This window comes from Bacteroides sp. LFL-34 (assembly GCF_027257075.1).
GTDB classification, from domain to species: Bacteria; Bacteroidota; Bacteroidia; order Bacteroidales; family Bacteroidaceae; genus Bacteroides; species Bacteroides ovatus.
Map to the genome: position 1 here is coordinate 1 of NZ_JAPQKZ010000042.1, position 25,136 is coordinate 25,136.

Consider the following 25,136-nt stretch of genomic DNA (forward strand, 5'->3'; position numbering starts at 1 on the left):
GGAATTTCATCCCACCCGGACAAATCGGGACACCGCAGGACAAATTCGGACAGCCCTTGCCGCCCGTCCAAATATAGCATATTTAGTCGCTACCTTTGGGCGGGACTATTCCCGTAACCGCTAAAATTTCAATTATTTATGGCAAACAGAATGACCCCGCCCGCAGAGGGGCAGGAAAAAGACGTGCTGCTGGTCTTGGATAAACAGCAGGGAAAGGTGAGTGCCGTTAAGGGTATCGACAAGGAGGGCAATTTGCAGACCGTGCCACACACTACCGGACACGGCGGCGAGTTCATGCAGGTGGACAAGAACAGCGATGTGTTCAGCAACTTCATTTCCAACTTCTACCGCAAGTATCAGGACACTTCCGGGCTGGAACTGTTCAGCGTCAAGGCTTCCGAAGCGGAGCGGGACGCAAAGGCAATCGAGGACAACCACCGCAACCCTACACCGGAGGGTGACAAGCGGGCTGAAATGCTTCGAGTTCCGAAGCCCGACTTCCACGAGTTCAAGCAGGGCTACCGCTTCGACCCGTCAAAAATCGACTGGGAGAACCTGAAAAAAGTCGGCATCACCGCCGACACCCTGAAAAACACGAGGGACTTCGACCGGGTGATGCGTGGCTACAAGTCCCGCAACACCTACACCGTTTCGGGGACGGTGGGCGGCTTCTACCTCAAACCTACCGATGTCAAGCTCTCTTTCTATCAGGCAAAGGACGGCACGGTAGTACCCAAGCTGCACGGCGTGCAGCAGGACGAAAAACTGTTGCAACGCCCGTTCCATGAACACGAGTTCACCAAGCAGGAACAGGGCAACTTGCAAGGCACTGGCAACTTGGGCGGCATCGCTGAAATCAAAGACCCGAAAAGCGGCGAGCAAATCCCCGTGTTCGTCAGCCGGGACAGGTACACGCACGAACTGGAGTATATGCGGGCTGACAAGTGGAAATGCCCCGATACAATCTGTAACGTGCAAGTCAGCCCGGAACAGAAAGCCGCCTTTGAAGCCGGGCAAGCGGTGAAAATGGAAAACCTGCAATTCAGGGACGGCACGAAGCGCAGTGCCTATTTGCAGGTTAGTGCGGTGGAGCGTGGCTTGGAGTTCCTGCCCCGTGCCGCCGTCCAGTTCTTGCAGCAGGGGCAGCAGCCCGCAGAGCGGCAGGTCGCCGGGCTAAAGGACGGCAAGGGAGTTGAGTTCAACGGTCATGTACAGCCCGGCGCACAGGGCAAATCCCCCGACAAGGTGCAGCCGAAAGACGTTACCCCCACCGCCGAGAGCCGGACGCAGGTAGCGGTCAATTCGGGGGGCAAGACCAACGAAGCCACCAAGCAGGGCAAAGAGCCGTTGAAACAGGGTCAGGACAAGCCCACCGCCAAGCAGAAAGAGAAGCAGGAGAAAGCGCAGGACAAGAGCCTGAAAGCTGACAAGCCCAAGAAGTCCAGAGGAATGAAAATGTAATATCCACCATTAAAAAGTAAAGAATTATGATTGCATTGATAGCAGAGAAGCCCAGCGTGGCAAAGGACATCGCCCGCATCATCGGTGCGACCGGGCGTAATGACGGTTATCTTTCCGGCAACGGGTATATGGTGACATGGGCGTTCGGCCACTTAATCCAGCTTGCCATGCCGGAAGCCTACGGCGTGGCGAACTTCCGCAGGGAGAGCCTGCCCATACTGCCGCCCGATTTCCGGCTAATCCCCCGTCAGGTAAAAGCGGAGAAAGGGTACAAGGCAGACCCCGGCGTGCTGAAACAGTTGAAAGTGATAAAGGAAGTGTTCGACCAGTGCGACCGGATTATTGTCGCCACCGATGCCGGGCGTGAGGGTGAGTTAATCTTCCGCTATATATTCCATTACCTGAACTGCCGGAAACCATTTGTGCGCCTGTGGATAAGCAGCCTTACCGACAAGGCAATCCGTGAGGGGCTGGATAACTTGCAGCCGGGAGAGCATTACGATAACCTTTACCTCTCTGCCAAGTCCCGCAGCGAAGCGGACTGGCTGATAGGGATAAACGCCACCCAAGCGTTGAGCGTTGCCGCCGGGCAGGGGGTGTTCTCGCTGGGCAGGGTGCAGACACCCACGCTCGTGATGATATGCAGCCGCTATTTGGAGAACAAGAATTTCGTACCCGCCAAGTTTTGGCAACTCAAAGCGGCGACCGCCAGCGGGGGAATGGGTTTCACCGCCCAATCGACCGCCAAGTGGGAACAGCAGCCCGAAGCCATAGCCGCCCTGCAACGGGTAAAGGATGCCGGGCAACTTGTGGTTAAATCCGTTGAGAGGAAAGAAGCCTGCCAAGAACCGCCGCTTTTGTACGACCTTACCACGCTGCAAAAGGAAGCGAACACGAAGCTGAACTTCTCGGCTGACAAGACACTTTCCATAGCGCAAAGCCTGTATGAAAAGAAAGTGATGTCCTATCCCCGAACCGGAAGCCGCTATATTCCGGAGGACGTTTTCGATGAAATGCCGGAACGTGTCGCCCTGCTGGGGCAATACTCCCGCTTTGCCGGGTATGCCGCCGGGCTGGACGGCACACCCCTGAACCGCCGCAGCGTGAATGACGGCAAAGTGACCGACCACCACGCCTTAATCATAACCGAGAACCTGCCCGGCGAACTTTCCAAAGACGAGCGGGCGGTTTACGAGCTGGTAGCCGGGCGTATGCTGGAAGCCTTTTCGGGCAAGTGCGTGAAAGACGTTACCACCGCCTTGCTGTCAGGGGGAGATACCGACTTCACGGTGAAAGGGTCTGTGATGAAAGAAGCCGGGTGGCGTGCCGTGTTCGGCGAGCAGGAAACGGGCGGGGATGAAGAAGCCGCCAGCCTGCCGCCACTCCAAGAGGGAGAATATTTGCCACTCTCCGGCGTGGATCTGCTCGAAAAGCAGACCAAGCCGAAACCGCTGCACACGGAAAGCAGCCTGTTGTCGGCAATGGAGAACGCAGGCAGGGAACTGGAAGATGCCGAACTGAAAGCCAGCCTGAAAGATGCCGGGATAGGCACGCCCGCCACCCGTGCGGCGATTATCGAAACGCTGTTCGCCCGCCAGTACATCGTGCGTGAGAAGAAGAACCTTGTGCCTACCGACAAGGGGCTTGCCGTTTATGGGATTGTCAAGGACAAGAAGATTGCCGATGTCGAAATGACGGGCATGTGGGAAACCGCCCTTGCCAAGATAGAAGCGGGCAGCATGGATGCCGACACGTTCCGGAAGGGCATCGAGGTGTACGCAACGCAAATCACCGCAGAACTGCTATCGGTGCAGCTATCTGTCGCTACTGGTGAAACCTGCCCCTGCCCGAAATGCGGCAGCGGGCGCATCCTGTTCTACCCGAAAGTGGCGAAGTGTTCCAACGTGGACTGCACGCTTACCATATTCCGCAACAAGTGCGACAAGCAGCTTTCCGACAAGCAGATTGTCGAGCTGGTGACGAAACGCAAGACCGGGCTAATCAAGGGCTTCAAGGGCAAGAACGGCAAGGCTTTCGATGCTTCGCTGGTACTGGACGAGCAGTTCAATGTCGGTTTTTCATTCCCCGAAAAGAAAGCGAAACCGAAGAAATAGCCTATCTTTGCCGCTGAAATTTCATTGTGATAGGTTTTACAGCTTATAATAATTGAAATTTTAGTGGTTGCGCCCGGAGGGAAACCAGGCGCATTTTTTATATGTTCCCGCCAAACAGGTAGGTCGAACAGACCACCCCGTTATCCAGCACCCTGCTTTCCGAGAGCTTCCACAGCGAGCCGGATGTTTCCCCGACAAAACCGATGCCTTTGCCCGCCATGACCGGGACGGTGTAGATTGTCAGGCTGTCCAGCAGTCCGGCTTTAATCAATGAAGTAAGCAGCTTGCCGCCACCCACCACCAGCATGTCGGTTTCCTGTTTCAGTTCATAGACCCTTTGCAGCGGTTCTTCGGTCAGGAACTCCACCCCGCAGTCCGGTGTAACGTTGGTGTCGTAGTGTGACACCACAAAAGACCGTTTGCTTTTGTGCGGCCACCCGCCCCAGTGTTCAAAGATGTAGTTGTAGGTGTTCGCCCCCATAAGCAGGCAGCTTGCGGCGGCGTGTTCCCTTGCCACCAGTTCCTTGACCTCACGGGGCATCCAGTCCAGTTCATAGTCCGGCGTGGCGGTATGCCCGTCCAGCGATACGGCGATGTGCGCTTTGATTTGTTCCATATTATCAGGTATTAAAGTGATATAAATCCCTACTGTCTTGGCACGTTAGCCGCCACCCCAAAAAAAGAAAGCGTGGCATGACGCTGTTTCGATGCGAGGTACTGGCATACCCAAATGTGGAAACAGTGCAGCCACGCTATGACAAACGCATAGCATATCCTGCGCTGAATATCCCCACATTTTGAAAAGTGCCAGTTTTCGCATCGGGACGTTCGGCGAACGTATATGTTATATATAAAGGCAATATTCCGGCAACCGCCGTCCAACTGCCGTTACTTTTTTCGTGTAACTTCTGCAAAGTTAAGCAAATACCCTGAAAAATCACGTGCAAACAGAAAAAATCCTGCCGTGTTATCACAACAGGGCAGGACACAAGCACCTAAAAATACACAAGTTCAGCCCATACGCCTACGGGCAGCTTGCGTTCCTTTGAAGATGATATGAACCGATGACAAAACAGCTTTGGTTCGCCGTGTCTTTGGTGATGATGTCCCTTTCCCGCATGAAGCGGATATAGCTCTTTGCGGTGCGCTCCTTGATGTCCAATACCTGCTGCAACTGCTCGCAAAGGTCTATGTAGGTGATGCGTGTCTGCCGCCCGAAGATGTCACGTGCGACATTTACCAGTTCCCTTTCCTTGCGCTTCTCCTTTTCCTCACGTGGTTTCTCGCCCTTGTACACGTGCATCCCGGCTTCCTTGTCCCAAGCAAAGAGCATCAGCGGCACGTCCAGCGGGCTTCCGTCCCTTACTTTCAGGGCTTTTACCACCGACTGGGTAGGTTCTTCGTCTTTCTCAATGGACAGGATAGTAGCCGCCTTGCGCTGCAACTCGCTGCCCAAATGCCCCCGCAGTTTCAATCCGTTGGGGACGAAGTGCAGCACGCACAGAATACACGTGTTATAGATGCCCGCCAGCCGATAAAGTTCATCTATCACCGCCACGCTTTCCGCTTCATCGTTGGCACTCTTAACAAGGTCTGCGATGCCGTCAATGACGACCAACTGGATGCCGCCGTACTGGTAGTAGAACTTGTCCATGCTTTGTACAATGGCGTTCAGGCGTTCTTTGCGTGACATACCGGTAAGACAAAACGCTTTCAGTTCATCGGGCTTGTCCGGCTGTTTGGCACGTGCCAGCAGGTTGCTTACGTTCTTGAACAGTTGCACTTCCGACTGTTCGGTGTCATAGAGCAATACCGCCTTGTGCCTGCCGTTGGCGGTTATCTGTATGCCCAGTGTATCTATGTCCGCACCAGCCGGACAGATGCAGCCCGCCACGATTGCGGCTACGTAATTGCTCTTTCCCGTTCCCTCGCCCCCGGTGATGCCGAACAGGTTGCCTTGTGTCCCCAGCGGAACGTCACCCGCCGAAATAATCTCTTGCGCTTTGGCGGGCGGGTTGTTGAAATCTATCTCGCACGATTTAAGCATAATCAATGTGTCGCTATACAGGTTGTCTAAAAATTCGATAAACAGTTTCAGGAAATCTTCACGGGTGTTCCCGGCTTTGAAGTAGTCGGATATGTCCTTTTCCTCTTTCGTTCCCGGAAGCGGTAGCAGCAGGCGTTTCACGCCAAATTCTTCCAACAGTTTTTCCTGCTTGCATGAACTTTCCCTGCCCGTCTTGTCCATGTCAAAGAGCAGGACGATGTGCTTGAAGCGGAATGTCAACCGATAGACCAGCGTGGGCGGTATCGTCACCGTTTCGCTGTTGAAGCAGATAGCGTGAAAACCGTGCGCCGCCAGCGAAAGCACGTCTTTCTCGCCGCCCGTGATGAATAGCGTGTCGCCTTTGGCTGGCAGTTGTTCCAGCCCGAAACAGTAGTTCTCACCGAAGCTGCCGCCGTAGAGGAAGCGGGGCGTGGAGAACGGGCGGTACAGCTTGATGTGCTGTTTGCCCTTGTAGCCGTACATGGGTTCTGCCACCGATGAAGTGTAGGTGTACGGTTTGCCCTCTGCCGTTTCGCTGTTGTATTCCCGGAGCGAGCAGACCTTGTAACGTTCCAGCAGTTCGGGCGTGATGCCGTACTGTTGCCAGTACACCAGTTCGGCAAGCGGGAACTTCTGTTCCCGGAACTGGTAGGGCTTGACGGGCTTTTCGGGCGTTTCTTCGGGTTTGTCCGGCACTGCCCGGCGGACGGTTGCCGGGGGAACGGAAACCGGAGTGCCGGAAGCCAGCCCCAAGCCCAAATCCCGGTCGATGATTTCCAGTATCTCCACGAAGTCAGCCGCCCGGTTACAGTCCAGCCCCTTTAACTGCCCCACGAGGAAGAAACAGTCGCCACTGTAACTGTCGTTGCCGAAGTCTTTCATCTTGTAGATACCGCCCCGGCGGTCGAAATAGATGTTGCAGGAAGCCTTGCTGTCCTCGTACAGCGGGTTAAGGAAGTTGCGACCTATGCGCCAGTTTCCGGGCAGGTAGTGTTTGAACACCGCCAGCCCGTTACTTGTTCTTTCTAAGATTTCCTCTTTCCTTAGCATATAATTGGTGGTTGGTTATCAGGTTGTCGATGTTCTCCTTGTTGCTCCTTATCAGGCGTTCTTCCAGCATCCGGCGTATCTCGCTGACCTTGTAGAAGTAACGTCCCCTGATGTTGGAATAGGCGATAGTCCCCGACACCCGCAGGCGTTGCAGGGTCTTTTCGCTTATTTTCAGGAACGTGCAGACCTCGTAGCTGTCCACCCACATGTCTTCCTCGCTTTGCCTTGCCGTTTCCATGTGGTTGAAGATGTAGTCGGCAATGGCGGTAATCTTGTTGTCCAGTTCCTTGTAGGCTTTGGACTCGAATGTTATTATTTCCATAACGGTAACTAATTGATTTGCCGCAAAGTTCGGGTGTCCTGAAAAATAAAACGCCACAGATGTACCCACCTGTGGCGAAATAAATTTTGTTAAAGCACGGTTGCCTAATCCTGCTCCCTCATGCGCATCAGCAACCTGTCTTTCAGGGTGGAGAGGAAGCCCGTTCGGTCTTTGGTCTTGGCTTTTAGTTCCATGTAGGTGTGGTAGAAGTCGCCGAGGTCGATGTCGAACACGTATTCAAAGTAGGCTACAATCTCCTTAATATCAACCGTCCCCTTGTTCAGACAGCCGCAGGCGTCCAGTGCGTAGATAAGTTCCACCAACGCCCTTTTCGTCCCCGTCCAGCGCAACACCTTTCCCATGAAGCCGTTCTTCACCCGCTTGCGTTGTTCCCGGCGTTCCAGCTCGTGCAGACGGTTGGTGAGGTATATTTCCAGCAGTTCGTTGGCTAAAATCTTGGCTACCTTGAAATCGTGACTGGTGCTGAACTGTGGGTCTGTTTCGTAATAGAAACTGTCCACGATGATTTGTATGTCAGGCTTCCCACGCATGAAATACTGCCTGTCCAAGTAGGTGGCTTTCGTTCGGTGGTACTGGTAGAACGCCAAGTTCCGCTGGAACGACTTTGAAATCCGGTCGGTTTCCGACAGCAGGTAGTCCCTTTGCACTTCCTCGCTGCCGCTGGGGAAGCGCACCTCTATCTTGTAAACAGTGTTGTAATAGATGATTTTGCTCGCTAAAAGCGGTTTCAGTTCCTTGAAGAAGTGTATTTCCTCTTCCGTGCTGGCGAACGGGTAGGAGATTATAAAGTTTTTGAGTTCGCCCAGTATCTCTTGCAGGTAGTCCACGCACAGGCGGCAGAGCGTCAGCGTGTCCGCTGCGGTGTCCTCGTATTCCTGTATCTGCCATTCCACTTTTTGAAGCAGTCCGGCGAAGTATGTTTCCAACGGTATCTTATGTTCCATAACCTTGTGCTTATCTTTTATGAAGCACAAAGTTACGGGCATAAAAAATCTGTTTTATTCTTGATTTTTCACATTACGTTCTTGTAACTGTGCATTTTCTTGTTTCCTGCGCTTTTCTGCGTATCTCGCCCGGTGTGTCCAGCAAGTAAGCCTTGCAGAAGTCGTTCAGGTTCGATGTCGATGCGAACCCGGTGGTGAACGCCACTTCCGTAAGTGTGAGGTTGGTGTTCTTCAGGTAGTGTTCCACGTCCTTTGCACGCTCCTTTATCACCCATTCCTTAGCCGTGTACCCGGTCATTTTCTTTACCTTCCGTCGGAACGAGCCGTATTCCATGCCGCATTTGTCCGCCAGTTGCTCGGCATCATAGACCATGTAGCCTTTCAGACGCACCATTTCGGTGAATGTCTGCCTGCCCAGCTCCGGCAGCATCCGTTCGGCGTGGCGCAGTTCCTTTTCCGTCACCAGCAGGCGGTTGTCCCTTACCGGGTTTCTCCGTAGCAGGTGGAAAGCGTGGCATACCGTGTTGTACACGTTGCAGAGGTACTGCCGTCCCGGTCGCATCCAGTGGAGCGCATCGCAGTAGGCGGTCAGTTCGGGTATCTCGTCCCGCTTGCGGTGCTGTTCCGCCAGTTCGTCCAGTATGGCGTAACGGGTGGTGGACATACCCAGCAGGATAATGATTGCCTTGTAGTCCTTGTATGCCGCCAGTGTCGGCGTTTCCGGCAGGCTCTTGAGCGTGTCGCACACGTGGGCGCACAGCCGCCCGTCCTTGCTGAACGGTTCAAGTTCCAAATAGTTGTCCATTTTCCGGCTGTTGTGCAACAGCCATGTTACCTTTTCGTCCAGTTCCTTGCAGGACGCTTCCAGCTCCGCTTCGGGAGCGGGCAGCAATAATGATGTAATCCGTTGTTCCATATCTGAATAAATTGATTTGTTTTCTGTACGTTACCCGGTAGCCCATAGCCAAAACTTTTGGATTAGCCGCCAAACCACGTGATAAAGGAACATGGCGGCAAGCATAAGAAAACCTGCCCGCAGGAAATATTCTTCAATGCGCTGCCAAACGCTCGTTTTTTGTTCGGGCATCAGTATGTCCGCCACTTCCTCAAAGGTCTTGCAGGCGAAAATCGCTTGCCGGAACTCGTCTGCGCTGTTCCAGCATTCTTCCTTGAACCACCGTGTCTTGGGGTATCGTTCCGCTACCAGTTCTTGCAGTTTTCGTAGTGGGAACGGTTCGGGATTGTCCCCGTACTCGTATTCAATGGAAATCACACGTCCCTGCATCCTGATACAATATCCGAATATCCCTTGCCACTTCACTTTGTGCGCCCCCTTTTCAACATATTTCGTCCCGGTTGCATCCACTACAATGTAGTTCTTCCGCTTCTTCAACAACTCGGTATTGGTCGTTGTGTACAGTTCTTCCTTGCGAAACACGTATATCATGTTGCCTTTGGGGGCAAAGCTGAATATCGGGTATTTAAGTCGGGCTTTCATTGTAAATAGTCTATTGTTTTATAAAAGCAAAATAAAACAGGGTAACACCTACCACAACCCCGAAAAAGATACAACCTGTAATAATGAAAGCCCAATCGGGGTAATGGAAATCAAGTTCTTCATAAGGAATGGCAGTTTTCTTTATACATCTGTTCCATACCCATATCAGAACTTTTCCAAATCTATTTACTGTGATAAGGTTACTCATATTGATTAATGGTTTGGTGAGAAACAGCGTTTAGCTGTTGGCTCGACCTTGTTAAATGTATTGTTTCTCGCACAATGATAAAACCTTCTTTCTCCATTTTTCCAAAGCATCTTGCTTTTCCAAAGTATAGTTTTTCCGCACATAATCTGACAACACAGTATCTACTTTAGTTGATAAAAGCAAAGAAAACACTTTTTCAACTCTTCTGCATATTTCCTGTGGTACATCATCAATGCTGGTACGAGGAAAAAAGGAGGCTGACGAAAGTATAATTCCGTAACTGAAACAATTTCCCATTTTTGTCTTTACGCTTAAATCTATACCTTGTTTAATTAAATATTCCAATATAGAATATGAAATATCAAACAACTGTTTGTCTTCATCATAAAGATTTTGGGTATAATCACTTACTATCCCTTTTTCCTTAAACTCTCTATCTCGGAGATGTATTTTTCCACTACAAGCATACTGTATCACTGTATATATCGCTTGATGTATAATATACATATCATCTTCGGAAGTATAAGCATTGAGGTCAGCATCATTTTCAACAAACAACATAGTCATTTTAGGAAAACTATTCTTTACTGCAATCCTTAAAGGTGTCTGTCCTTCGTCACGTTTAAGTAATCCGACAGACTTGTTATTCACTACTTCCGGTTGCCGAAGGATAATCTGTTTTACAGTTTCAAATTCACCTTTATTTATTGTTTGAAATAATTTTCTCATGCTCATATCATTGTTGCTATTACATTTAATGGGATGCAGCTTGCCGCCGTTAGGCGGAACAGGTGCATGTTACCGATATATTTTTATGAACATTGCCAAAATCCTGCGATTATTTCATTGGTTGTACAGTGCTTATACAAATACAAAGCACCATATCCGAAAGGATAACTGCCGATAGTAACATCTTCACTATATCCGTCTTCGTCTATTGACAAGAAAAAAGAAAAACCATATTCCTCTAATTCTTTATAATAGCTTTCTTCATCTTGAATAAGGATAGGAGTTCCACCTATTTTTACAAGTATATTTTCACTATCCTTATCTTCTGAATATTCACTAATAGAACACATCCCTAAGTTGGTATTTCGTTTTTCTGTGCAATTACCAATTTCAGAAAATTCATGTTCTATTACTTTTACTGCTATTGAAGGATATATGTTATTGTCAATAAGAGTATCATAATCTTGGTGAATGATGATAGAAAGCATGACGTTTTCCTTTTCAGGATGTACCAATATTGCATAGAATTTATAATCGCTGGGGATTTGTCCTTCTATACATTTAGGTGGATTGCCACCAATCCTGCCTTTTACATTCTTATCAAATGGAATACATTTGGCATATCGTTCATTCATATTTTCTTTGTTTTATTATTATCGGTAATGGTTTGACAAGGAGCTGCGTTTAGCAGCTAACTTGGCTTGTTATCAGTGATTTATTTTGCGATACCTGCACATGTAAATTTTAATCCTGTGATTGAATTTTGCTTCACAAAATCTACAAATTCATCTGTGCAATAATAATTGTTATTAAACAGACTATCCCGAAATATGATATATGAACCGATATTTCCTTTATTGAAAATACCATTATTATCCCTCATCATCTTCAAGATTTCTTCATTGCTCTTGGACTCTATATTTAAGGCATCGACTGTATTCAATACATTTATAAAATAATAACCTGAAGCGTTCCCGTCCACATTGACAGGTAAAACTTCTATTTGCCCTTTCAGCTTTTCAGAGAGTAATAAGGAAGTTCTTTTATTTACTATCAGACAACCGGAAAAATAACAAGATGCATCAAACTCCTCACTTCGTTTGTCTTTCTTTTTCCTTTTATCTCTAAACAGTTCCAGACTAAGCCCTTTCCACTCATTAATAAGTGATTGACCATTATAATCCCAAACGCCTTTATTTGACTCATCATCTTCCTTGAATACAAAGAACTTGTAATTATCAAAGTCTTGTCCAATTTCATATATATTCATAATGTTACACTATTTAATTACTGATAATGGTTCAGCGGGGAACGCTGTAAGGCGTTATCACGCTTCGTTAACATCATATTTATTCTCACACCAGTGTACCATATCAATAAACCATAATCACGAGGTCTTTTTGCGCTTCAAAGGCTTCATCGAAAATGAAATTCAGGTCGTCCATTTCCTGCTCATAGTCATAATCTCCGATACCGTTACCCTCTTTCAGCGAGGTGTATTCCGTACGCTTACTCTCCAATTCAGAAACGGGTATGCTGATAATATAGGGAAAATCACTGCTCAATGGAATAGGGATGAATGTACTTTGACTATCCAGTTGCCAAAGGTTTTCCGCACAGTAGATTTGCGTTCCATAATGGTTGCAAATCTTTTCATATACATACCCGTACATGAAAGCAATTTCGGGATAACGGATTTTTCCGTTCACAATGTCTGCTAATACCGCATAAGCATCTTTATCCGTGTTTAGGCTATTGCTGAAAGAATCGTTCAAACAGTCAAGTTCCTGCTTCAACGCAACCTTTAATTGGTTTATAAGCTGATTATCACAAGCCCCGTAAACAGACCTTACCTTATCGGCTTCTATCAAATATGCACAAACAGAGTAACTCATACCTTTTCTTTATTTAATGTTGTCATTCCAATGTACCATGTCGTATGGATAGTAGGGCAACCCTTTCAGGCTGCTATCATTCAGCCCCAAGACCTTGACCAATGCACCGCTTTCAAAACACCAATAACCGTCATGGTTGATACCATATTTATGGTCGTCATGCCAAGATAAATCAGAATGTCCTCGATACCATTCTTTTTTGAGGTATTTTTCTAATCGTTTCATCGCTTCTGCCTTGTCTTGTTCAGCCAACTCTGTAACAGTGATAGCTGCTTGATAGGGTGACGGATATAATACTTTGTTTGTTGTCCTTTCCCAATCAAGAAATCTGTATCTAATCAAGGTGTCATAAATATAGTCTTTTGCTTCCCTGTCTTTTATCAGTTGAACCAAACTTTGTATAAGGTTGTCTTCGTAATCCAACATAATGCCTATTGACAGAAGCCATAACATTTCAATATAAAATCCGTTATCCGTCCAAAATCTCGGCATCGTTTTGAGGGTTTCCACATAATTATTTTTCAGATTATCAATATCCTGTCCCATAGAATACTGTACCAATAAAGAACGAAGCCTATAATTGAACAAAGAATCGTAACCTATATGTTTACCTGAAAGATGCTTTTGTTCATAATAAAGAATTTCTTCATTATACAATTTCAGTTGCTTTAAATACTGTTCTTCTGTAAAAAGTTTATCTCTTGTTTCCATTATGGTACACTGTTTTGATGTTAATGGTTCAGCAGGGAACGGCTTGCCGTTATCCTGCGTTGTTAATGGTATATTTATATTTTCCCTTTACTATAAAAAGCCTCTAAAACAAAGAGAAACAACGAAAGGAAAATGTATAATATAAGTATCAATAGATTATTCTTATTAGGCTTTTCATTAAACTTCTCTATGACAGCTTTATACCTTCTTTTCCAGTAGAAACGAATACATAAAAGAATGAATATCAGCCCTAAAGACACATTATACATTGTTCGCGTTGGATAAGGCAATATTTTATATTGTTCCAATACTCCCCATATTGTGTGAATATTACAATTCAGAAATACAGCGAGAATTAACAAAGCTGCATAAACCGCTATTTCGGAATAAGAACTGTATTTCCATAGCCTATAAAATTTGAAAAATAAATAATCTATCATACTTAATTACCATTAATGGCTAAGCGGGGAACGCTGTAAGCGTTATCACGCTTCGTTATCTATATTTTCAACTGAATCAGAATGGAATTTTAGAAGCATAAGCCGCATAATATTTTCCTTATCTTCCCAATATTCCTCGTCTATTTTATTCAACTTGGTGATTTCGTTCTCTGTCAAATGCTTGGGAATATCCCGTAGCTCTTGTAATTGGCTGTCATTTTCCAATCTTTGGATGATGCTGTATGCCTGTATAAGAAGTTGTTCTGTATATGTTGCGTTAATTGCTCCCAGTCCTTTGATTGCAAGCAAATAAGCATCATAGCCCCAATTACAGAAGAATTGAAGAAATCCACCATTATACATTTCAAGTTCCAGCCAATATAATGCGGCGACCATACTGTCTGTTTCCCCCATATCTTGATAATCGGGACGAATTTCTGTAAACTTACGTCCAATAGGAGAAAAGGATTGCTCCCAATATTGTTCTAAATTTTCCATTCTTATTGCTTTTGTTATAGATAATGGTTTGGTGAGCAACAGCGTTTAGCTGTTATCTCGACCTTGTTAACGATTTTATTTCACAATCATAAATTCATTTCCATATGGATAAAAGTCATTATCTATCCATAGTTTGGAGTAGTCTGATAATTTGTAAATTTCAGGTTTATACAGATTCAATACCTTATCCAAAACTCTTTCTCGGAATATTATACCATCTTTATATTCTATACTATTCAAAACAAAGAAATTCTGTTTGATTGAACTGTCTTTCAGTTTCATATCAGGATATACTGTAAAACAAGTACCTAGTTTTTTTTGAAAGTCACTCTGATATGTTATGCCTTTCCCGAAATGAAAATAATCGTTATCAAAATGATTTATACGTAGAGCATAGTATTTCTTATCCGTTAGAGATTCGTTTTTCTTGTCTACTACCTTGACAGTTGCAATATCATATTTATCGATAAACCCATTTTCTTGAAGTAAAGACAAAAAATCTTCCGATACGATTTTGAGTTCTATACTGCTTTTATCAAGAAAATCAAATTGCAGGATTCCCGGTTTCTTGTTGCATACAAGGAATAAGACGGGAGGTAAATTCTCGCGCCATCCGTCATTATTTTGCCACATCCATTGCCCGAGATTCTGAAACTTCTGCCTTTTACTCTCATCGTAAGTATCACAGATATCAGATCTACCATACTCCAATAATCCTTTAGGAAGTTTACCTATCCCATATCGCCAAATATAAAGTTCTTCTGTATTCATAATTATTATCGTTAATGGTTTGGTGAGGAACAGCGTTAAGCTGTTATCTCGACCTTGTTAGTTGCTGACTATATTTACTTAATGATTTCAATGTCTTGAATAGGTATATAACCTATAGGAGCATTAAAAATGGAATTTATTTTGCACCAGTCATTTGTTAAATTACTTATGACAACAGGCATTCCAAAATTGACTGCTATACCATCTTCGCCTTTGGTAGTTTTTTCTCCATTAGGCAAAGAATAAATGTAAGAACTGCATAGTATGGCACTATTTCCAATTTGTGGCGTAAAAATCGTCCTTTTAGCATTTGGAGGGCTCTGTAATATTATATTATACTGAACTTCCATGCATTTCGTAGATAAGAATAGGTATGCTTCAAAACAGTCATTACATTCATTCTCTTCAGGAAAATGCTCTATATGAAAACCCGGAGCGTCAGCATACAACTTTCCGTGAGTTTCATCTCCTCTATTATATACCCCATATATCAATCGCCCATTAGAATCATAATATGCGATACTATGCAATGCACCCCCGTCAGCCCATCGCTTAAATACTTTCCTAATATTGTTATCGCTATCGAAATACATAGTGAACAATATATTGGCATTCTTAATTTGACCATCATCTAAGATTTTGTATGAATGGATTTGATCAAATTCCATATATTCATCCTCTATTACTTTTCCTAAACTATCTAAAGGAACAAGGTATGCAATTCTCAAAGGCATTTTGTTTATTGCATCAATCTCTGTTTGAATAGTTTCCTTATAGTTTTGTGCAAAAATATAAGGTGAAAGCAAGAATAAAACATAAAGTATAATTACTCTTTTCATATTGCAACTAATTTTTCGATAAACGCACCTTATGGTGCAGTTCCTATTCACTATTAAATCATTGTCTAATCATCATCCAAACAATCCAGCGGATTGGGGATTTTTGCTTTATAGGCGTTCGAAACGTGCAGATAAATTGCCGTTGTTTTTATATCGGTATGTCCCATAAGTTCCTGTATGGTTCTTAGGTCTGTCCCTTGTTCCAGCAGGTGGGTGGCGAACGTGTGCCGGAGCATGTGCAGGTGTACCCGATGCTTTATTCCGGCTTTCCTTGCCGCTTCTTTCAATATCTTAACCAATGCGCTGGGTGAGTATTGTTCGCCTGCCTGTTCGCCCTCAAAAAGCCATTTTTGCGGTCTGTATTCCCGGTAGTAATCCCTCAGTTCGTTGAGCAGCTTTTCCGACAGTAGGGAATACCTGCACTTCTTGCCTTTCCCGGCAATCCTGATTAGCATCCGTTCGCTGATGATGTCTTGGGGTGTCAGGTTCAGAAGTTCGCTTCGACGTAGCCCGGCAGAGTAAATGAGAGAAATCATGCACCTGTGTTTCCGATTGGATAACTGTGCGAAGATGCTTTTCATTTCTTCCCGGCTTAATACTTCGGGCAATGCCTTGTACTCTTTTGCACGGGCTATCCCGCCATAATATTGCCGCTTGCCTTTCCGGACTTTTTCGTAATAGAACTTGATAGCGTTGATACGCATATTCTGCTGGGTGGCGGATATGTGCTTTTCCTTAACCATGTGGAGCATATAGCTGTTTATGTCCTCGACCGTCAGCAGGTCAAGGTCTTGCCCCTTGTGGTATTCCATGAAGTCGCTGAAATAGATTTTATAGGCTTTTATGGTGGAAAGGCTGTACCGCTTCTGTTCCAGCAGTTCGAGGTAGCCTTTCGGCAGTGTGTATTCCCTTTTGGGTTTTGGATGCCGCACGTAAACCCGGCTGTAATCAATATAGGCGTGGGGCGAATAGCGGTCGTAGAAATCCGGCAGGCTGAAAGCGGCTGACGTTATGTATGCAGAGCCGTTACCAGCCATTTCCATGCCCGTGTCTTGGGCGAGCAGCAGGGCGACAGCCTGACTGTTCGCATATTCTATCCGTATGTAATCCGCACCGTCCCTTGTTTCTTTGTGTAGCACGATGCTTCCTCTTTGTTTCTGAACCTTATCCATGTCGCTGAATTTTGCTTCGCTCCAAAGATAAGATAAAAATACCATTATTTGAACATCTGTTCAAAAATAATCGAGGTTAAAAAAACAAAAGAGTATCAGGCTTTAAGCAGCGAATAGATATGGCGAAAATTTTCTGCCAGTTCGTCCACGTTCAGACCGTTTAGAAATGCTTGTTCGTATGACAGTCCTAAAAACATTTGCCGGAACATGATAGCCGTTTTCTTCACGTCCGTGCTGCTCCTGATTTCCCCGCTTTCTTTTGCCTTCTGTATGACTTTCTCCCATAGGTCATAGTCTTGTCGGTAGATTTTCTCAATTTTCTGCCTGATGCCCGGATAGTACATACGCACTTGTGACAGAAAGTGAAAGTAGTAGAAGTTAGGACTACAATCATGCGGGCTACTATTATCACCAATCAGTTCAACAATCCTTTTCATGGAAGCGGCTACCCCCGCCACGTATTGCCCGATGAACTCCGCCAACGTATCGGCAGGAGCGGCAAACTTGTTTTCCGGTTCGTGCATTTGCAACACGTATTTGTCCGCCACAGCCATGAATAAATCCAGCTTGTGCGGAAAATAATAAACGATACCCGTTTTTGTCACCCCGCAGGCTTTGGCAAGCGTGATGATGCTTGCTTTCTCGTAGTTCATCCTGACAAATACGCCGAACGCTTTATCTATTACTTCTTCACGGTTAGTTATTATCATACACGTTTGTTTTTAATCGGTTACGAAGATACGGATTTTGTTTTAAGCATTTGTACCCCAGTGCTTTTTTTTAGTGCAAGGTGCAAGTATATATTTATATATATAGCTTGCACCTTGCACTAACCCAAAAATATTTATTATCAGATATTTGCGAGTTTCAAAAGAAAGCCGTATCTTTGAATCCGAAAGTTAGGCAGACAAACAGCGGTCAAAGTTGGACAAGCCCAACGTCTGAAAATCGTTACTGTTTCGTTACCTATTTGAAATTTTGAAAGCAAAGTAGCTGAAATATAAGCGGTTAGAGTTATAGGTTCAAAACCCTGTCTCTCCGCTAGAAAGCAGCTTTTTGCTGCTTTCTGTTTTTATGGAGAGTTTTTTCTCTAGTTGGTAATTGTAAGGAGAGGTGCTCGAGTGGTTGAAGAGGCACGCCTGGAAAGCGTGTATACCCCTAAAGGGTATCACGAGTTCGAATCTCGTTCTCTCCGCATCATTTTTTTACATTTTAATATTAATGAACGGCTGTTTTGACTTATCAAGGCAGCCGTTTGTTTTATATTGTTTTCGGGAATTCGGTTATTCCAATTCTTCAATAATCTTCTTTACATCTACCGGTTGTAATCGACCATATACCTTCTCGCCGATCATCACTACCGGAGCCAGTCCGCAGGCGCCTACACAACGCAGACAGTCTAATGAGAACTTTCCGTCCGGGGTAGTGTCACCGACTTCGATACCTAATACACGTTTGAACTCTTCCAGTAGTTTTTCTGAACCACGTACATAACAAGCTGTACCCATGCAAACAGAGATGGGATGTTTTCCTTTGGGAGTCATGGTAAAGAAAGTATAGAAAGTGACGACACCATACACTTTCGATACGGGAATTCCAAGTTTGGAAGCGATAATCCGTTGCGTTTCCTCGGGTAGATACCCTTGCAAATGCTGTGCCTCATGCAAAATATTGATAAGTTCGCCCGGTTTGTTTCCATGCTTGTCGCAGATCGTTTTGATTTGCTCTGCCATGTCACAGGCTAGTTTGATATCTGACATAATACTCTTCATTTAAAAGTTAATCAATCGCTTTGTTGAAATAATGCGTATGCAGGAGAGTTTCCGATTTCTCACCTAGCGGTTTGCCGAGATAATCCTCGTATAATGTCTTGATATACGGATTCTCGTGCGATTTGCGCAAAGGTTTGTTGGCGTCTTCACGGTAAAGTGCGTTGGCGCGTGCATAGAGTATTTCCGAGTTGCCGTGATGCAAAGGCTGCCCGCCGCCACCGATACAGCCTCCGGGGCAAGCCATAATTTCGATTACATGATATTCGTTGTGCCCGTTCCGTATATCTTCCAGTAGATGACGAGCGTTGCCTAGTCCGTGTGCAATGCCTACTTTTAATTCAAATCCGTTTAGGTTAATGGTAGCACGACGGACGCCATTTAGTCCGCGTACCTGTTCGAAATTTACATTTTTCAAAGGTTCTCCGGTATAGATTTCATAGACAGAACGGAGGGCGGCTTCCATTACACCACCTGTTGTTCCGAAAATGACACCGGCACCTGTCGATTCACCCATCGGGTTGTCGAATGGGCTGTCCAGTACGAGAGGGAACCCGATATTGGCACGTTTAATTAGTCGTGCCAGTTCACGGGTAGAGATAGAATAATCCACATCGGGGATACCGTTCACTTTGAATTCATCACGTGCACATTCGTACTTTTTAGCCAGACAAGGCATGATAGATACGACAACCAGTTTTTCTCTGGGTATGCCCATTTTCTCCGCCCAATAGGATTTGGCAATGGAACCGAACATCTGTTGTGGGGAGCGGGCGGTGGACGGAATGTCCAGCATGTCCGGGAAATGATGTTCGAAGAAGTTGACCCATGCCGGACAGCAGGAAGTCAGGATAGGTAATCGTACGGATTTATCTCCGTTGAGATAACGTGTCAGGCGGTTCAGAATTTCAGAACCCTCTTCCATAATGGTAAGGTCGGCTGCAAAATCAGTATCGAATACATAGTCGAATCCCAGTTCGCGAAGTGCATACACCATTTTTCCGGTTACCAGAGTGCCGGGAGGAAATCCGAATTCTTCACCTAGGGCCGCCCGTACGGCAGGTGCGGTCTGCACAATCACTACTTTGTCCGGATTAGCCAGATCGTCGAGCAGACGGTTGGTGTAGTCACGTTCTGTTAATGCGCCTACGGGACAGACAGCCACGCACTGACCGCAGTAAGTACATTCACTTTCCGTCATCATTCGGTCAAAGGCAGGAGCGATGGTTGTATTGAATCCGCGACGGATGGCACCCAATGCTCCGACCGTCTGTACATCATTGCAAACACTTTCACAACGGCGACAGAAAATGCATTTATCCATATTACGGACGATAGAAGCGGTAATTTCCCGTTTGCGGGGGGACAGCTCACCGCCATTGAAAGGCATTTCGCGAATGTTGAAACGCAGTGCTAACGTTTGGAGCTCGCAGTTGCCGCATTTAGGGCAAGTGAGGCAGTCATTGGGGTGATCCGAAAGGATCAGTTCAGCCACCACTTTGCGAGCGTTCATTACGCGCAGGGTACTGGTTTTTACTACCATGCCCTCCGTGCAACGGGTAGCGCAGGCAGGAGCCAGGTTGCGCCGTCCCATCACTTCAACCACACAAATACGGCAGGAAGCCGGATTATTTTTTATACAGGTTCCTTTCAGGTCGATATGACACAGCGTAGGTATATTGATACCGATTTTGATAGCGGCTTCAAGAATAGTGCTTCCCTCGGGCACAGTGATGAAATGACCGTCTATCTGGAGAGTAATTTGTTTTTCTTCCATAGTAAATAAGATTTTAGCAGACAAGAATAGCGTTGAATTTGCAGCGTGCCATGCACATGCCGCATTTGATACATTTATCGGGAGCAATGACATGTGGCTTGCGCACCAGTCCGCTGATAGCATCCGCCGGACAGTTTTTAGCGCATAGATGACAACCAATGCAGCGTTCCGGACTGATGGTATATGTTAATAGTGATTTACATTGCTTGGCGCGACAAGTCTTATCCCGCACGTGTTCCATATATTCATCGTAGAAGTTATCCAATGTGGATAAAACGGGATTTGGAGAGGTTTGTCCCAATCCGCAGAGGGCAGTATCTTTGATGACTTGTCCCAAAGTGGCAAGTGTGTCCAGGTCTTTTTCTGTGCCTTTTCCTTCCGTAATCTTGTTCAGTAGTTCCAGCAGACGTTTGTTTCCAATGCGGCAAGGTGTGCATTTCCCGCAGGACTCTTCCACTGTAAAATCCAGATAAAAGCGGGCTACGGATACCATGCAGTCGTCCTCATCCATGACAATCATCCCTCCTGAACCCATCATGGAACCGGCCGAGAGAAGGTTGTCAAAGTCAATGGGAGTGTCCAGATGTTTTTCTGTCAGACAGCCGCCTGACGGTCCTCCTGTTTGTACAGCTTTGAACTTCTTTCCGCCTTTGATGCCTCCTCCGATTTCGTAGATTACTTCCCGAAGAGTAGTTCCCATCGGCACTTCGATCAGTCCGACATTATTAATCTTTCCGGCAAGAGCAAACACTTTGGTTCCTTTGGAACGTTCTGTGCCAATCGTTGCAAACCAGTCGGCTCCTTTGGTTAGAATAATGGGAATATTGGCAAGCGTTTCCACATTATTTACATTGGTTGGTTTTCCCAGATAACCGGATTCGGCAGGGAAGGGAGGTTTCAGAGTCGGCTCTCCCCGTTTTCCTTCCATCGAATGAATAAGGGCAGTTTCTTCTCCGCAGACAAAAGCTCCGGCTCCGTATCGTATTTCTATGTCGAAACTGAAATCTGTTCCTAAGATATGATCTCCTAGTAATCCGTATTCGCGTGCCTGATTGATAGCTGTTTTCAGTCGGTTGATAGCTAACGGATATTCGGCACGGATATATACTAATCCTTTGGTGGAACCAATGGAATAACCGCAGACACACATCGCTTCTACAATCGAATGTGGGTCGCCCTCCATAATGGAACGGTCCATGAATGCACCGGGATCTCCTTCGTCGGCGTTACAAACCACGTATTTGACATCTGACTGTTGCTTGTTGGCAAATTCCCATTTCAGTCCCGTCGGGAAACCGCCACCACCACGTCCGCGAAGTCCCGAACGTTTGATAATATCAATAACGTCCGTCGGCTGTTTGTTAAGCAGGCAATCGGCCAATGCAAAGTATCCTTCACGGGCGATATACTCTTCAATATTTTCGGGATCGATAAAACCACAGTTACGCAATGCGATGCGAAGTTGTTTCCGGTAGAAATCCATGTGCTTGGAGTCGCTGACGGTATGTTCCGTTTTAGGATCTACATACAGCAACCGTTCGATTCTTCGTCCTCCGATGATATGCTCGTTGATGATTTCTTCCGCATCTTCGGGAGTGACTTGGGTGTAAAAGGTATTATCGGGGATGATTTTCACGATAGGACCTTTTTCACAGAAGCCGAAACAGCCTACGGTGATGACTTCTACTTTATCGGTGATTTCGTTCTTTTTGATGGCTTTTAGAAGATTGTCTGTAATACCCTGGCTGGAAGATGCCTTACAGCCTGTACCACCGCAGATCAGAATCTGAAGATGTTGCGCACCGGATGCCAGTCCGTAACACTTTTCAGTCACCTTTTCATTGCTTTCTTCGCGCAATGAAAGATTGTGCTTTGCTCTCTTCCTGATTGTTGCCAAATCATGGATAGATAAAATTTTCATAAGTATCAGAATTGTTAGTCGGTTTTTTGCAAATATAATTCTTTGTTTGAAATAACAGCGTAGTCTCGTACAAATAAAATTGTTCTTTGACGGAGGATTTAGGTAAATAAATCTCTATCTTCGTATTTAATAGGTATCAAACCTAAAAAAAGAAAATTGAAGTATGAGACGAATTTTACTTGGACTATGTTTTCTATCCTTTCTGAACAGCGCATCCGGACAAGAGATTCCTTTGCCGGAAAAGATGCCGCAGACACATCCGCGGGTACTGACTACTCCGGCGGGAAAGCAGGAAACATGGAAGCTGATTAAAAAAGAAGAATGGGCGAAAGATGTTTTCAATAAATTGAAGGAACGGACGGAAGTATATACGAACCTGACGGATGCTCAACCGGCGTGGTTGCTGTCTCGTTTGGCAATGTACTGGAAGTCTCATGCCACGGAAGTATATGTGAAAGGTGAAACGTTCGACCATGCAGGTGGTGAAAGAGCTCCTTATCCCACTGTGCGCTACACGGGAACCCGTGGCACAGCTGCTACCCACGGCCGTCCCAAATTGGCGGATGTCGTTCCTTATGATGATGAGGATGGGAATGTCACTTTCTGCAATAATGCACTTCCCGACCGTCCTATGGAGAGTGTACACCCATCCAAAACAGGCCGGAATATTGAAAGCCTGAACTGCGAAATCCTGGGAATTGCCCGTGATGCCGCTTTCCTTTATTGGATGACGGATGAAGAGAAATTCGCTAAACTTGCCGCAGGGGTCTTTGATACATATATGACGGGTATTTATTATAGAAACGTGCCCATCGACCTGAATCACGGCCATCAGCAAACATTGGTAGGATTGACTTCTTTCGAAGTCATCCATGAAGACGCACTCCATATCGCTGTACCTTTATACGATTTTCTATATAATTATCTAAAGGCCAATTACCCGGATAAAATGGAAATCTACGCCGGGGCTTTTAAGAAATGGGCGGATAATATCATTGCGAACGGTGTACCTCATAACAACTGGAATTTGCTACAGGCACGGTTTGTTATGAATGTCGGATTGGTATTGGAAGACAATAAAGAATATGCCGACGGAAAAGGACGTGAATATTATATCGACTATGTGATGAACCGTTCCAGCATCCGCCAGTGGAGTCTGACGCGATTGGCGGATTATGGTTTCGATATAAATACGGGAATTTGGGCAGAATGTCCGGGATATAGCAGTGTGGTAATCAATGATTATGCCAATTTCGTGAATCAGTTTGATACGAATCTGCAATATGATTTGGTGAAAGCAGTGCCTGTATTGTCGAAAGCGGTAGCAACCACTCCCCAATATCTGTTTCCCAACCGTATGATTTGTGGCTTTGGAGATACGCATCCGGGATATTTGAGTACGAACTTCTTTATCCGTATGATACAGAATGCACAGGCGAACGGGAAGAAAGAACAGGAAAACTATTTCACGGCTTTATTGAAATGCCTGAACCCGGATTTGGGAAATGATAAAACAGAAAAGAAGAATGTGCGTGTATCTGTCAATTCTTTCTTTGAAGATAAACCGCTGACGCTAAATCCCAAAGTGCAGCCGGGAAAGATAGAAGATTATGTTTCTCCTTTGTTTTATGCTCCCAATGTGTCATGGCTGGTACAGCGTAACGGTATGCATCCGCGCAACAGTTTGATGATTTCGTTGAATGGCAGTGAAGGGAATCACATGCACGCTAACGGCATTTCGATGGAACTTTACGGAAAAGGATACGTATTGGGTCCGGATGCAGGTATCGGGCTTTTCCTGTATAGCGGACTGGATTATGCGGAATATTATTCTCAATTCCCCAGTCATAATACAGTTTGTGTGGATGGAATATCGAGCTATCCGGTGATGAAAAGTAACCATTCTTTTGATTTGCTTTCCTGTTTCCCGGCATCAGCGGAACCGGGCAAAGCATTTACGTCCGTTACTTACAGTAACCTTTATTTTCGTGAACCGGAAAGCAGGGCGGATCAGACCCGTATGATGAGTATTGTCACTACTGGGGCGGAGACGGGGTATTATGTCGATGTATTCCGCAGCCGGAAAGAGAAAGGAGGCGATAAGATGCACGATTATTTTTATCACAACCTTGGGCAGACTTTGACATTGACGACAGCAGATGGCAGCGACCTGAATCTCCAGCCTACGGAAGAACTCGCCTTTGCAGGCGCACATCTTTACGCTTATTCCTATTTATATGATAAGAAAGTGGCTGCGACCAATAAGGATGTCAAGGCAACTTTCACCATAGATATGAAAGATAAGGACGGCGATGATATATACATGAATCTTTGGATGAAAGGCGAACCGGATCGTGAAGTCTTTACGGCTTTGGCGCCAATGACCGAAGGGCTAAGCCGTACACCGAATATGCCCTATAATATAAAGGAGCAGCCGACGCTGACATTTGTTGCCCGTCAGCATGGAGAAGCTTGGAATCGTCCTTTTGTCTCGATATATGAACCGAGTACGAAAAAGGAACCGTCTGCTATTCAGTCTGTTTCTTATTTTGATGCAGAAGGAGCAGGTTTGGAAGACTTTGCCGGTATCTGTGTGAAAAGCAAAAACGGACGTATAGATCATATCTTCTCTCTATCTGATGCTGCACAAACCGCTACTTATCAAGGAATGAAAGTGAAAGCGGATTATGCTGTTATCAGCAATGAATATGCAGGAAACCGGACGTTGTTTTTAGGGAATGGAACCCAATTGGTTGCACCCGGGGTAATGATTCAGACCGACAATGCCGCTAATGTATTGCTCGAAAAGAAAGAAGGGAAATGGTATATTATTTCTTCTGCTCCCTGTACGGTTGTTATCGGCGATAAGAAGATAAAATCCGATGCTGCGTCGGAGCCTATGTTGTTGCGTATCTGATGTTTCATTGGTAATAAAGAAAAATTGTATAT

The 25,136-nt window shown here is 45.7% G+C and carries 23 protein-coding genes and 1 tRNA gene; 4 read left to right on the forward strand and 20 right to left on the reverse strand.

The window, feature by feature from the left end; all coding sequences use genetic code 11:
• Positions 1-138 precede the first annotated feature (138 nt).
• A complete protein-coding gene (locus N5O98_RS20850; protein ID WP_269496005.1) occupies positions 139-1,461 on the forward strand; it encodes a DUF4099 domain-containing protein in 1,323 nt (440 codons plus the stop codon).
• 26 nt (positions 1,462-1,487) lie between these two features.
• The gene (gene topB / locus N5O98_RS20855; RefSeq protein WP_117978429.1) at positions 1,488-3,575 is read left to right on the forward strand and encodes a type IA DNA topoisomerase; all 2,088 of its coding nucleotides are present in this window, start codon (positions 1,488-1,490) and stop codon (positions 3,573-3,575) included.
• A gap of 97 nt (positions 3,576-3,672) precedes the next feature.
• Here topB and N5O98_RS20860 read toward each other — a convergent pair whose 3' ends face one another.
• The 17 genes from N5O98_RS20860 to N5O98_RS20940 all read right to left on the reverse strand — a co-directional run bounded on the left by N5O98_RS20860 (position 3,673) and on the right by N5O98_RS20940 (position 17,430).
• On the reverse strand, positions 3,673-4,191 hold the full coding sequence (locus tag N5O98_RS20860) for a dihydrofolate reductase family protein (RefSeq protein ID WP_005924160.1): 519 nt from the start codon (positions 4,189-4,191) through the stop codon (positions 3,673-3,675).
• 408 nt (positions 4,192-4,599) lie between these two features.
• On the reverse strand, positions 4,600-6,672 hold the full coding sequence (locus N5O98_RS20865) for a bifunctional DNA primase/helicase (RefSeq protein WP_117978430.1): 2,073 nt from the start codon (positions 6,670-6,672) through the stop codon (positions 4,600-4,602).
• Positions 6,635-7,063: a helix-turn-helix domain-containing protein gene (locus N5O98_RS20870; protein ID WP_008648468.1), complete on the reverse strand. Its 429-nt coding sequence runs from the start codon at positions 7,061-7,063 to the stop codon at positions 6,635-6,637. Before N5O98_RS20870 ends, N5O98_RS20865 begins: the two co-directional genes overlap by 38 nt.
• A gap of 35 nt (positions 7,064-7,098) precedes the next feature.
• Positions 7,099-8,001: an RteC domain-containing protein gene (locus N5O98_RS20875; RefSeq protein WP_004326095.1), complete on the reverse strand. Its 903-nt coding sequence runs from the start codon at positions 7,999-8,001 to the stop codon at positions 7,099-7,101.
• 31 nt (positions 8,002-8,032) lie between these two features.
• Positions 8,033-8,875: a helix-turn-helix domain-containing protein gene (locus N5O98_RS20880; protein WP_007845708.1), complete on the reverse strand. Its 843-nt coding sequence runs from the start codon at positions 8,873-8,875 to the stop codon at positions 8,033-8,035.
• Between the two features lie 30 nt (positions 8,876-8,905).
• Positions 8,906-9,457, reverse strand: a complete 552-nt coding sequence (locus tag N5O98_RS20885; RefSeq protein WP_117700620.1) for a hypothetical protein — start codon at positions 9,455-9,457, stop codon at positions 8,906-8,908.
• A 10-nt stretch (positions 9,458-9,467) separates the two neighbouring features.
• Complete coding sequence (locus N5O98_RS20890) at positions 9,468-9,665, reverse strand: hypothetical protein (RefSeq protein WP_055295418.1); 198 nt, start codon at positions 9,663-9,665, stop codon at positions 9,468-9,470.
• A 51-nt stretch (positions 9,666-9,716) separates the two neighbouring features.
• Positions 9,717-10,400 carry a hypothetical protein gene (locus N5O98_RS20895; RefSeq protein ID WP_117588478.1) on the reverse strand — a complete coding sequence of 228 codons (684 nt, stop codon included), beginning with the start codon at positions 10,398-10,400 and terminating at the stop codon, positions 9,717-9,719.
• Between the two features lie 77 nt (positions 10,401-10,477).
• On the reverse strand, positions 10,478-11,029 hold the full coding sequence (locus N5O98_RS20900) for a hypothetical protein (protein ID WP_117588479.1): 552 nt from the start codon (positions 11,027-11,029) through the stop codon (positions 10,478-10,480).
• A gap of 80 nt (positions 11,030-11,109) precedes the next feature.
• The gene (locus N5O98_RS20905) at positions 11,110-11,664 is read right to left on the reverse strand and encodes an imm11 family protein (RefSeq protein WP_117542726.1); all 555 of its coding nucleotides are present in this window, start codon (positions 11,662-11,664) and stop codon (positions 11,110-11,112) included.
• A gap of 103 nt (positions 11,665-11,767) precedes the next feature.
• A complete protein-coding gene (locus N5O98_RS20910; protein ID WP_117588480.1) occupies positions 11,768-12,289 on the reverse strand; it encodes a DUF7691 family protein in 522 nt (173 codons plus the stop codon).
• A gap of 9 nt (positions 12,290-12,298) precedes the next feature.
• Entirely contained in the window at positions 12,299-13,000 is a 702-nt protein-coding gene (locus tag N5O98_RS20915) for a PoNe immunity protein domain-containing protein (RefSeq protein ID WP_005643591.1), read from the reverse strand.
• Positions 13,001-13,485: 485 nt separating this feature from the next.
• On the reverse strand, positions 13,486-13,938 hold the full coding sequence (locus tag N5O98_RS20920; RefSeq protein ID WP_115485216.1) for a DMP19 family protein: 453 nt from the start codon (positions 13,936-13,938) through the stop codon (positions 13,486-13,488).
• 75 nt (positions 13,939-14,013) lie between these two features.
• Positions 14,014-14,709, reverse strand: coding sequence for an Imm43 family immunity protein (locus N5O98_RS20925; protein WP_117674124.1), 696 nt, complete (start codon positions 14,707-14,709; stop codon positions 14,014-14,016).
• 74 nt (positions 14,710-14,783) lie between these two features.
• A complete protein-coding gene (locus N5O98_RS20930; protein ID WP_260503250.1) occupies positions 14,784-15,548 on the reverse strand; it encodes a hypothetical protein in 765 nt (254 codons plus the stop codon).
• A 65-nt stretch (positions 15,549-15,613) separates the two neighbouring features.
• A complete protein-coding gene (locus N5O98_RS20935) occupies positions 15,614-16,720 on the reverse strand; it encodes a tyrosine-type recombinase/integrase (RefSeq protein ID WP_332108458.1) in 1,107 nt (368 codons plus the stop codon).
• A gap of 95 nt (positions 16,721-16,815) precedes the next feature.
• A complete protein-coding gene (locus tag N5O98_RS20940) occupies positions 16,816-17,430 on the reverse strand; it encodes a TetR/AcrR family transcriptional regulator (protein ID WP_269496014.1) in 615 nt (204 codons plus the stop codon).
• A gap of 397 nt (positions 17,431-17,827) precedes the next feature.
• Between N5O98_RS20940 and N5O98_RS20945 the strand changes: the two genes are divergently transcribed.
• A tRNA-Ser gene (locus tag N5O98_RS20945) sits at positions 17,828-17,915 on the forward strand.
• 88 nt (positions 17,916-18,003) lie between these two features.
• Here N5O98_RS20945 and nuoE read toward each other — a convergent pair.
• The 3 genes from nuoE to nuoF are packed head-to-tail and all read right to left on the reverse strand — an operon-like array spanning position 18,004 to position 22,187.
• The gene (gene nuoE / locus N5O98_RS20950; protein ID WP_004305841.1) at positions 18,004-18,480 is read right to left on the reverse strand and encodes an NADH-quinone oxidoreductase subunit NuoE; all 477 of its coding nucleotides are present in this window, start codon (positions 18,478-18,480) and stop codon (positions 18,004-18,006) included.
• A 19-nt stretch (positions 18,481-18,499) separates the two neighbouring features.
• Positions 18,500-20,266, reverse strand: a complete 1,767-nt coding sequence (locus N5O98_RS20955; protein ID WP_004305843.1) for an NADH-dependent [FeFe] hydrogenase, group A6 — start codon at positions 20,264-20,266, stop codon at positions 18,500-18,502.
• Positions 20,267-20,279: 13 nt separating this feature from the next.
• Complete coding sequence (gene nuoF / locus N5O98_RS20960; protein WP_022199779.1) at positions 20,280-22,187, reverse strand: NADH-quinone oxidoreductase subunit NuoF; 1,908 nt, start codon at positions 22,185-22,187, stop codon at positions 20,280-20,282.
• A gap of 163 nt (positions 22,188-22,350) precedes the next feature.
• Between nuoF and N5O98_RS20965 the strand changes: the two genes are divergently transcribed.
• Entirely contained in the window at positions 22,351-25,104 is a 2,754-nt protein-coding gene (locus N5O98_RS20965; protein WP_022199778.1) for a heparinase II/III family protein, read from the forward strand.
• Positions 25,105-25,136: the final 32 nt, after the last annotated feature.

Bases quoted from the DNA above. Each gene is read 5' to 3' on its own strand.
- N5O98_RS20875 (WP_004326095.1), bottom strand. From the start codon at position 8,001: ATGCCCGTAACTTTGTGCTTCATAAAAGATAAGCACAAGGTTATGGAA.
- N5O98_RS20850 (WP_269496005.1), top strand. From the start codon at position 139: ATGGCAAACAGAATGACCCCGCCCGCAGAGGGGCAGGAAAAAGACGTG.
- N5O98_RS20895 (WP_117588478.1), bottom strand. From the start codon at position 10,400: ATGAGCATGAGAAAATTATTTCAAACAATAAATAAAGGTGAATTTGAA.
- N5O98_RS20965 (WP_022199778.1), top strand. From the start codon at position 22,351: ATGAGACGAATTTTACTTGGACTATGTTTTCTATCCTTTCTGAACAGC.
- N5O98_RS20925 (WP_117674124.1), bottom strand. From the start codon at position 14,709: ATGAATACAGAAGAACTTTATATTTGGCGATATGGGATAGGTAAACTT.
- N5O98_RS20865 (WP_117978430.1), bottom strand. From the start codon at position 6,672: ATGCTAAGGAAAGAGGAAATCTTAGAAAGAACAAGTAACGGGCTGGCG.
- nuoF (WP_022199779.1), bottom strand. From the start codon at position 22,187: ATGAAAATTTTATCTATCCATGATTTGGCAACAATCAGGAAGAGAGCA.
- N5O98_RS20920 (WP_115485216.1), bottom strand. From the start codon at position 13,938: ATGGAAAATTTAGAACAATATTGGGAGCAATCCTTTTCTCCTATTGGA.
- topB (WP_117978429.1), top strand. From the start codon at position 1,488: ATGATTGCATTGATAGCAGAGAAGCCCAGCGTGGCAAAGGACATCGCC.
- N5O98_RS20955 (WP_004305843.1), bottom strand. From the start codon at position 20,266: ATGGAAGAAAAACAAATTACTCTCCAGATAGACGGTCATTTCATCACT.
- N5O98_RS20930 (WP_260503250.1), bottom strand. From the start codon at position 15,548: ATGAAAAGAGTAATTATACTTTATGTTTTATTCTTGCTTTCACCTTAT.
- N5O98_RS20890 (WP_055295418.1), bottom strand. From the start codon at position 9,665: ATGAGTAACCTTATCACAGTAAATAGATTTGGAAAAGTTCTGATATGG.
- N5O98_RS20880 (WP_007845708.1), bottom strand. From the start codon at position 8,875: ATGGAACAACGGATTACATCATTATTGCTGCCCGCTCCCGAAGCGGAG.
- N5O98_RS20885 (WP_117700620.1), bottom strand. From the start codon at position 9,457: ATGAAAGCCCGACTTAAATACCCGATATTCAGCTTTGCCCCCAAAGGC.
- N5O98_RS20910 (WP_117588480.1), bottom strand. From the start codon at position 12,289: ATGAGTTACTCTGTTTGTGCATATTTGATAGAAGCCGATAAGGTAAGG.
- nuoE (WP_004305841.1), bottom strand. From the start codon at position 18,480: ATGTCAGATATCAAACTAGCCTGTGACATGGCAGAGCAAATCAAAACG.
- N5O98_RS20900 (WP_117588479.1), bottom strand. From the start codon at position 11,029: ATGAATGAACGATATGCCAAATGTATTCCATTTGATAAGAATGTAAAA.
- N5O98_RS20935 (WP_332108458.1), bottom strand. From the start codon at position 16,720: ATGGATAAGGTTCAGAAACAAAGAGGAAGCATCGTGCTACACAAAGAA.
- N5O98_RS20940 (WP_269496014.1), bottom strand. From the start codon at position 17,430: ATGATAATAACTAACCGTGAAGAAGTAATAGATAAAGCGTTCGGCGTA.
- N5O98_RS20860 (WP_005924160.1), bottom strand. From the start codon at position 4,191: ATGGAACAAATCAAAGCGCACATCGCCGTATCGCTGGACGGGCATACC.
- N5O98_RS20905 (WP_117542726.1), bottom strand. From the start codon at position 11,664: ATGAATATATATGAAATTGGACAAGACTTTGATAATTACAAGTTCTTT.
- N5O98_RS20915 (WP_005643591.1), bottom strand. From the start codon at position 13,000: ATGGAAACAAGAGATAAACTTTTTACAGAAGAACAGTATTTAAAGCAA.